Below are 7,011 nucleotides of genomic sequence, written 5' to 3' on the forward strand. Positions count from 1 at the left end.
TCCGCGGCGTTTCTGAAGGGGATAGCGCAACCGGCCGGATGCCCGGACGGACAGTCCGCAGGATGTTCTCCTGCGACCCATCACCCCGGAGCGCCCTCCGCGGATGATTCGGCGGTGTTGCCTCGCCACGACGTCGTCGCCTGCCGGCTCGGTCGGGCCCTTCGTCCCCGCTCCTCTATCTGCAGGAGCAAAGTTACCACGGACGGCCCGATTTTGAAAAGGGACGGCGTCGGAAAAGACGCTCGGGTGGGTCCCGCGCAAACCGTCTAGGTGAGACGCCCTACGACCTATTGCCTAGGTGCGCGGTTTCGACTCTTCCGAAGCTCCGCCACATGATATAAATGCAGGACTTTTCATCGAGCGCCGGCTTCGGGGGCGAGAGCCTCCTGGCGGCCTTTCCGTCCTTGTGTCTGCACTTCCGGAGAACGCGTCCATGAGCCTCAATGCCGTCAACCACCGCAGGGTCCTGCACCGAATGCCCGAGCTCGACGACGAGCTGCCCGATACGACGGCCTACGTGAGGAAGGTGCTCGAGCCGCTCGGCGCCGAGGTCTTCTCGCCCATCAAGGGCAGCGTGTGCGCGTACTTCGACGCGGGCGCAGAGGAGACGGTCGCCCTGCGCGCCGACATGGATGCGCTGCCCGTGACCGAGTGCACTGGGCTTTTCTTCGCCTCCGAGAGGCCGGGGCGCATGCACGCCTGCGGGCACGACGGCCACACGGCCATCGAACTCGGTCTTGCCGAGGAGACGGCCCGCATGATCAGGGCGGGCGAGAAGCTGCCGAGGAACGTTCTCTTCGTCTTCCAGCCCGCCGAGGAGACGACGGGCGGCGCGGGACGCATCTGCGAGACGGGCGTCTTCGAGAAGTACCGCGTCACGCGAATCTTCGGCCTGCACCTCTGGCCCAACCTTCCTGAGGGAAGCGTCTGGTCGCGTCCCGGCCCGATGATGGCCCGCTCGAACGAGGTGACGCTCAAGGTGACGGGCAAGAGCGTGCACGTCTCGCGCGCCGCCGAGGGGCTCGACGCCCTGCGAGCGGGCGTCGACTGGATGAACGCCGCTTACGCCTGGACCGAGGCCCTGCCGCCGGACGTCCTGCGCACGCTGCAGTTCGGCCGCATGACGGCGGGCACGGTGCGAAACGCCGTCGCGGGCTCCGCCGAAATCCAGGGCACGCTTCGCACCTACGACGAGGATGCCGCGGAGATGATCCGCTCTCACCTCAGGACGCTCGCCGCCGAAACGGCGGAGCGAACTGGCTGTGGGCTCGAAGTGTCCTTCAGCACGGGCTACCCCGCCGTCTGGAACAACGAGACGCTCTTCGAGCGGGTCTCGAGGGACCTCGGCGCAGACGCCCCGCAGCTGCTCGCTGAACCCGTCCTCGCGGCGGAGGACTTCTCCTTCTACCAGAGGTGCATTCCCGGCGTCTTCTTCTTCCTCGGCGTGGGGCTCGCGCACGAACTCCACTCCCCGCACTTCTGCTGGAACGACGAGGCCGTGATCCCTGCGGGCATCGCCTTCATGAAGAAGATCATGGTTCTCCCTTAGAATAATGGTTCTTCCCTAAGTGGAAATTCTTATTGCATTTTGCATTAGAATGCTAGTTCCACTCTGCCGCTGACAGTGAAAGAAGGTTGGGACGGCCGGAACGGAAAACAGAACCGAATAACGAGAGGGGCCCTGCGAGGGCCCTTCGTGTCCATCTTTTCCATCCAAGCTACAAATGGATTTCCTCAATCAACTCGTCAGCGACGTCAATGGCGTCCTCTGGGGCGTCTTCTTCCTGATTCCGCTGCTTTGCGGCACGGGCATCTTCTACACCATCAAGCTGCGCTTCGTTCAGGTGCGCAAGTTCGGTCTTGCGGCCCGCTTCCTTCTGGGCGGAGCGTCGCTCTTCGGCAAGCGTGCCGACAAGTCGGGCATGAGCTCCTTTCAGGCGCTTGCCACGGCCGTTGCGGCCCAGGTGGGCACGGGCAACGTTGCGGGCACGGCCACGGCCCTCGTGGCGGGCGGTCCGGGCTCGCTCTTCTGGCTCTGGGTCGCGGCCTTCTTCGGCATGGCAACCATCTTCGCCGAAGCCGTGCTCGCGCAGACCTATCGCACGAAGGACGAGCAGGGCCGCGTGCTCGGCGGTCCCGCCTACTACATCACGCTCGGCATGGGCGAGAAGTGGCGTCCGCTTGCGGTCTTCTTCTCGATCGCAATCATCATTGCGCTGGGCTGCATCGGCAACATGGTGCAGTCCAACTCCATCGCGCACGCCATGCAGACCGCCTTCAACGTGCCGGCCGCCGTCTCGGGCGTCGTGTGCGCGGTGCTCGCGGGCCTCGTCTTCTTCGGCGGCGTCGGCCGTCTGGCGAGCGTCACCGAGAAGATCGTTCCCTTCATGGCGGCCATCTACCTCATCGGCGGCCTCTGGGTGATCGGCGCCCACATCACCGAAGTGATTCCCGCCTTCAGGCTCATCTTCGTCGCGGCCTTTGATCCCGAGGCCGTCATGGGCGGCGCGCTCGGCCTGACGGTCGCCAAGGCGATGCAGTTCGGCGTGGCCCGCGGCCTCTTCTCGAACGAGGCCGGTATGGGCTCGACCCCGCACGCGCATGCCGTCGCCCGCGTCGAGCATCCCGCCGAACAGGGCCTCGTCGCGATGTTCGGCGTCTTTACGACGGTCGTGATCGTGACCTTCACGGGCATCGTCATCCTTGTGACGGGCGTGCTCGACTTCAAGACGACGGGTATCGAGCTCACGCAGCACGCCTACACGGTGGGCCTGGGCTCCTTCGGCATGGCCTTCGTCGCCGTCTGCCTCTTCTTCTTCGCCTTCTCCACCATCATGGGCTGGTACTTCTTCGGCGAACAGAACGTGCGCTTCCTCTTCCGGTCCCGCGGCGTGCTGGCCTATCGCGTGATCGTCTGCGCCTTCATCGTCACGGGCGCCATGCTCAAGGTCGACTTCGTTTGGTCGCTTGCCGACCTCTTCAACGGCCTGATGGTGCTCCCGAACCTCGTCGCGCTCGTGGCGCTGCACAAGGTCGTGGGCGAGAGCCTCGAGGACTTCGAGAAGAAGCTCGACCACTACGAGGAGCGCAAGAGCGAGAACATCGACGACCGCATGCAGCGACTCTGACGCTGCTCTGCGCAGGATCAATACCCCCTGTCTGAAGACAGAGGTTTCCGCGCCGAGTTTCTATGAACATGACGACGGCTTGGTCCGCCGTCGCCCCTCAGGCGGCGGTCGCCGGGGTGTGTCATACTTGAAGCCCATGTTCATTAAGGAGGACGCTCATGGCCGAGCCTGAAGAAATCGTGATCGAACCGACTCGCAAGTTCCAGGGCAAGTTCTCGAGCAGCCTGGCTGCGAGGGCCGAGCTCTTCTATGCTCTCAGGAAGATGTCCGACGAGGACTACCACGCAGGCCGCCGCGTCACCGTCAACTGCCTCTACCGCGAGGGCTACGAGCTCGTCTACAAGACGGCGAGCTACCGCATCGGCGGCAAGCCCCGTCCCGAACGCTCCTGGGAGGTGATGAGCACCGAGATCGCCGAGGCGATCAAGCGCGCGTGACGCTCTGATGAAGCCTCAGGTTCAAGGAGGGGACGTTCCGAAGGGAACGTCTCTTTTTTTTGTCTTCGGGAAAAGCGTGTTTTCGGCGTCCGAAGGCGCCTCCCGGGACGTTCTGAAGAGACGGCTGCCCGCTTGCGCCTGTGCCAGAGGTGTTGAGCGGGATCAAGGGGGCAAGCTTGCCTTTGTCGGAGGTGCGGTTACAATATTCCGTCTGATTCGATGACCACGTCAGAAGAGGGGAAGAAATTGAAGAACGTGGAACCGCACTGGCAGCCCGACGGGCTCCTCAACATTGCGAGCGAACGCTACGCCAAGCGAAAGGAGACGCTGGCCGACGTGCTGCTTCTTGCCGAAAGGCTCTCTGCGGACAATCCGACCGATGCGGCCGCCGTCGAGCGCCTCATCGAGCTCGTCGAGCACGGCCGCAGGCTTGCGGTCTCGCTTCTGACCGCCTGCAAGGCGACGCAGACCCAGCAGGCCAAGAACAGCCGCGTGCCCGCCGAGAGGACGGACCTGCTTCATGCAACGGAACGCCTCGAGGCGCTTGCCGAACGCGCCCGCAACTGGGGCCGCGTCTTCCCGAAGGATCTCGAGGGCAGGCCCGCGGGTGAGTGGCTCGAATTCGAGGAGGCCGCCCAGAGCCGCGTGATCCTGCGCCCGACCGAGGCCGACCGCCGCATCGAGGAGCCGCTCGGCGCCCTCTACACCCATCTCAAGAGCAGCATGAAGATCATGGTGCAGATGCCCGACGGCACGCATCCGACGGTCATGAGCTGCTCGTCGGCCGAATCCTATCTGAAGAACAGCACCGACACGGCCACGCGCCGCCAGGTCTTCGGCGCCTACAATGCGTGGTTCGCCGAGAACGCCGCGCCCTTTGCCGCGCTGCTCAACGCCATGACGGGCCACAGGCTAAACCTCTCAGACCGCGCGGGCATGTCGATGCTCGACGCGTCCCTCAAGAGCGAGCGCATGAGCCGCCCCGCCTTCGACGCGATGATGAGGGCCGTGCGCGCTGCTGCGCCGAGGGCCCGCAACGCTGTCCAGCTCTCGGGCATGGTGCTCTCGTGCCTCGAGGGCCGCAGGTCGGGCCTTTCGGTCGCGAACCTCTTTGCCCCGCTTCCCGAAGCCGCGCCTCTTGAAGCGGCCGCCTCGTTCGACGGCGCCACCGACGCGCTGCGTCGCACCTTCAGCAGGATCGATCCCGACTTTCAGGGCTTTCTCAAGCGCCTCCTTTCGGCAGGCTGGATCGAGACGAGCAACATCTCGGGCGGCGAGGGCGGCACGTGGTGCGCGCAGGTGCCCGCCTGCAGCGCCGTGGCGGTCTATGCGGACTACCAGCCCACGCTCAACCGCGCCTGCGAGCTTGCCCACATCCTGGGCGAAGCGTCCCTGAGGGACAGGCTCATCGCCTATCCCGCCATCGCGCAGAATCCGTCCCTTCTTTCGTGCGAAATCGCGGGACGCTTCTTCATGGACGCCTTCCTCGCTCAGCTTCTCGAGGAGACGGAGTGGGAGCGCCGCGAACATGCGGCCGTACTCTGGCAGGCCCTGCGCCAGATCGGCGTCAACCTCCTGCACCTGCCCTTCAGGTTTGAACTTTCGCACAGGCTCCACGAGGAGAGAAGGCACGGCTACCTCTCGGTGAACGACATCAACAAGCTCACCAACACCATCTGGGAGGATTATTTCGCGGACACGGTCCGAGGGTCCGACCAGTACGTCTGGGCCGCCAAGCTTCATTTCTATCTGCCGCGCGAGCCCCACTACGACTGGCAGTACACGGCGGGCTACCTCATCGCGGCCGTTCTGAGGCGCAGGCTTCTGGCCGACGGCCGCACGGCCTGCGGCGGCTCGTTCGGGGACTTCCTCTCCGACTGCGCGACGATCGACTGCGACGAGCTCATCAGACGCCACCTCGGCGCCGATCCCGCCTCCGACGCCTTCTGGACGGACGCTGCCACGGAGGCGCTCAACGTCATGCGCGATGCAGACCGCCACATCCAGTCCTTCATCTCCTGAGAAGGGAAGGGCCGGAAAAGGATAAAAAGGCAAAAGACAAAAAGGAAAGCCCCGTGCGGATGATCTGGACCCCGAAACTTGGACTACAAAATAAACTCCAAGTTGAGTGCGGCCGATTTTAACGCTCGCCGCTTGGCATAGCCGGGACAAGCAAGTCCCGGCTACGCCGATAGCGTATTTTATCTGGGGCGCGTCAAGGGACGACCGAACAACTTAGATCCTCCCAAAGGGCCCCTCCAACTTCTTCGGTCAACCCTTGACCCGACTCATCGCTCTCAGACCGCTGAGAACGCTCTTATTCCGCTTTAACATAACGCTGACGGTACTCGGATGGTGCGTATCCATCCAAACGCTCCTGAGGTCTCTTCGTGTTCCAATGGGCGATATAAGCCGTCAGATCGCTCTTGAAGGCGTCAAAGCTATCCCAGCACTGCCCCCTGAAGAACTCGTCCTTCATATGGCCAAATGCCTGCTCTGTTGCCGCATTGTCCAAACAGTTACCCCTGCGAGACATGCTTCGCGTGACGTTGTGCTCCTTGGTCCATTTAATCCAATCAGGATTCTGATATTGCCATCCCATATCGCTGTGAAGGATGGGACTAGCCCCAAGGGGTAACGCCTTCACCAACGCGTCGAACATCTCTTCTTGCTGATCCATGTTGGGCGATCGACTGATGGAGAAAGCCAGAATCTCATTGGAGTAAAAGTCAACGACCTGAGCGAGGTATACCTTACCGAAGGACAAAGCGAACTCTGTCACATCGGTACCGATCTTCGTGAAGGGGCAGGCTGTTTTGAAATCGCGTGCCAAGAGATTGGGAACGGTACGATTGTCGCCTTTATAAGAGCTGTACTTTCTAAACCCCTGTCGCCTAATCTTACAGATCAACCCCAATTCTCGCATTACCTTCAATACCGTCTTTTTCGCGATGACGATGTTGAACTCACGACGTAAACGCATGAAGATCTGGCGATGGCCGCAACCATTTGACGTGCGGTTGAAGATTTCCTTGACCTTCTCATGAACGTCCGGGCGTGTAGCTGCCTTCGGATGTTTACGGGCATAGTAGTAGCTCGACCGGGGCAACCCAATGATCTTCAACAGAAGATCAAGATCATGTTGCCCTGAAAGAGAATAAACGATCTCTGCTTTCTCTCGATTGCTCAGTTTCGCCAATCTTTCAGGGCCGCGACTTTTTTTAAGATGGCATTCTCCGCTTCAAGTTGCTTGATACGAAGTTCCAGCTTCTCCATGGGGGTCAACTCTTGCACGGGCTTCTGCTTGGCCCCTAACTGACGTCCCCTTTTCTTCGGTTGCAGACCTGCTTCGCCATGTTCACTATAAATCTTGCACCAACGTCGAAGAAGCTTGGGAGCAACGCCATATGCAGCCAAGATGTCTTGGTACGAGACCTGATCTTCAA

Annotated in this window: 6 protein-coding genes; 4 read left to right on the forward strand and 2 right to left on the reverse strand. The window is 61.9% G+C overall.

Annotated features, from left to right (window positions below; all coding sequences use genetic code 11):
- The first annotated feature begins 433 nt into the window (after positions 1-433).
- From HMPREF9465_RS10220 to HMPREF9465_RS10235, 4 genes are all read left to right on the forward strand, one after another.
- Positions 434-1,549 carry a M20 metallopeptidase family protein gene (locus tag HMPREF9465_RS10220; protein WP_005436693.1) on the forward strand — a complete coding sequence of 372 codons (1,116 nt, stop codon included), beginning with the start codon at positions 434-436 and terminating at the stop codon, positions 1,547-1,549.
- Positions 1,550-1,724: 175 nt separating this feature from the next.
- On the forward strand, positions 1,725-3,128 hold the full coding sequence (locus HMPREF9465_RS10225) for an alanine/glycine:cation symporter family protein (protein WP_005436694.1): 1,404 nt from the start codon (positions 1,725-1,727) through the stop codon (positions 3,126-3,128).
- 158 nt (positions 3,129-3,286) lie between these two features.
- On the forward strand, positions 3,287-3,565 hold the full coding sequence (locus tag HMPREF9465_RS10230) for a hypothetical protein (RefSeq protein WP_005436697.1): 279 nt from the start codon (positions 3,287-3,289) through the stop codon (positions 3,563-3,565).
- A gap of 246 nt (positions 3,566-3,811) precedes the next feature.
- Positions 3,812-5,587 carry a hypothetical protein gene (locus HMPREF9465_RS10235; protein WP_038007670.1) on the forward strand — a complete coding sequence of 592 codons (1,776 nt, stop codon included), beginning with the start codon at positions 3,812-3,814 and terminating at the stop codon, positions 5,585-5,587.
- A gap of 295 nt (positions 5,588-5,882) precedes the next feature.
- Here HMPREF9465_RS10235 and HMPREF9465_RS10240 read toward each other — a convergent pair whose 3' ends face one another.
- Positions 5,883-6,764, reverse strand: a complete 882-nt coding sequence (locus HMPREF9465_RS10240) for an IS3 family transposase (RefSeq protein ID WP_147645344.1) — start codon at positions 6,762-6,764, stop codon at positions 5,883-5,885.
- Positions 6,752-7,011 (reverse strand): helix-turn-helix domain-containing protein (locus HMPREF9465_RS10245; protein WP_147645361.1); only part of this gene is annotated, 260 nt, incomplete at its 5' end. The genes HMPREF9465_RS10245 and HMPREF9465_RS10240, both read right to left, overlap by 13 nt.

The organism is Sutterella wadsworthensis 2_1_59BFAA, from assembly GCF_000297775.1.
Taxonomy (GTDB): domain Bacteria; phylum Pseudomonadota; class Gammaproteobacteria; order Burkholderiales; family Burkholderiaceae_F; genus Sutterella; species Sutterella wadsworthensis_A.

Excerpts from the sequence above, each read along its gene's own strand:
- HMPREF9465_RS10220 (WP_005436693.1), top strand. The coding sequence starts at position 434 with ATGAGCCTCAATGCCGTCAACCACCGCAGGGTCCTGCACCGAATGCCC.
- HMPREF9465_RS10225 (WP_005436694.1), top strand. The coding sequence starts at position 1,725 with ATGGATTTCCTCAATCAACTCGTCAGCGACGTCAATGGCGTCCTCTGG.
- HMPREF9465_RS10230 (WP_005436697.1), top strand. The coding sequence starts at position 3,287 with ATGGCCGAGCCTGAAGAAATCGTGATCGAACCGACTCGCAAGTTCCAG.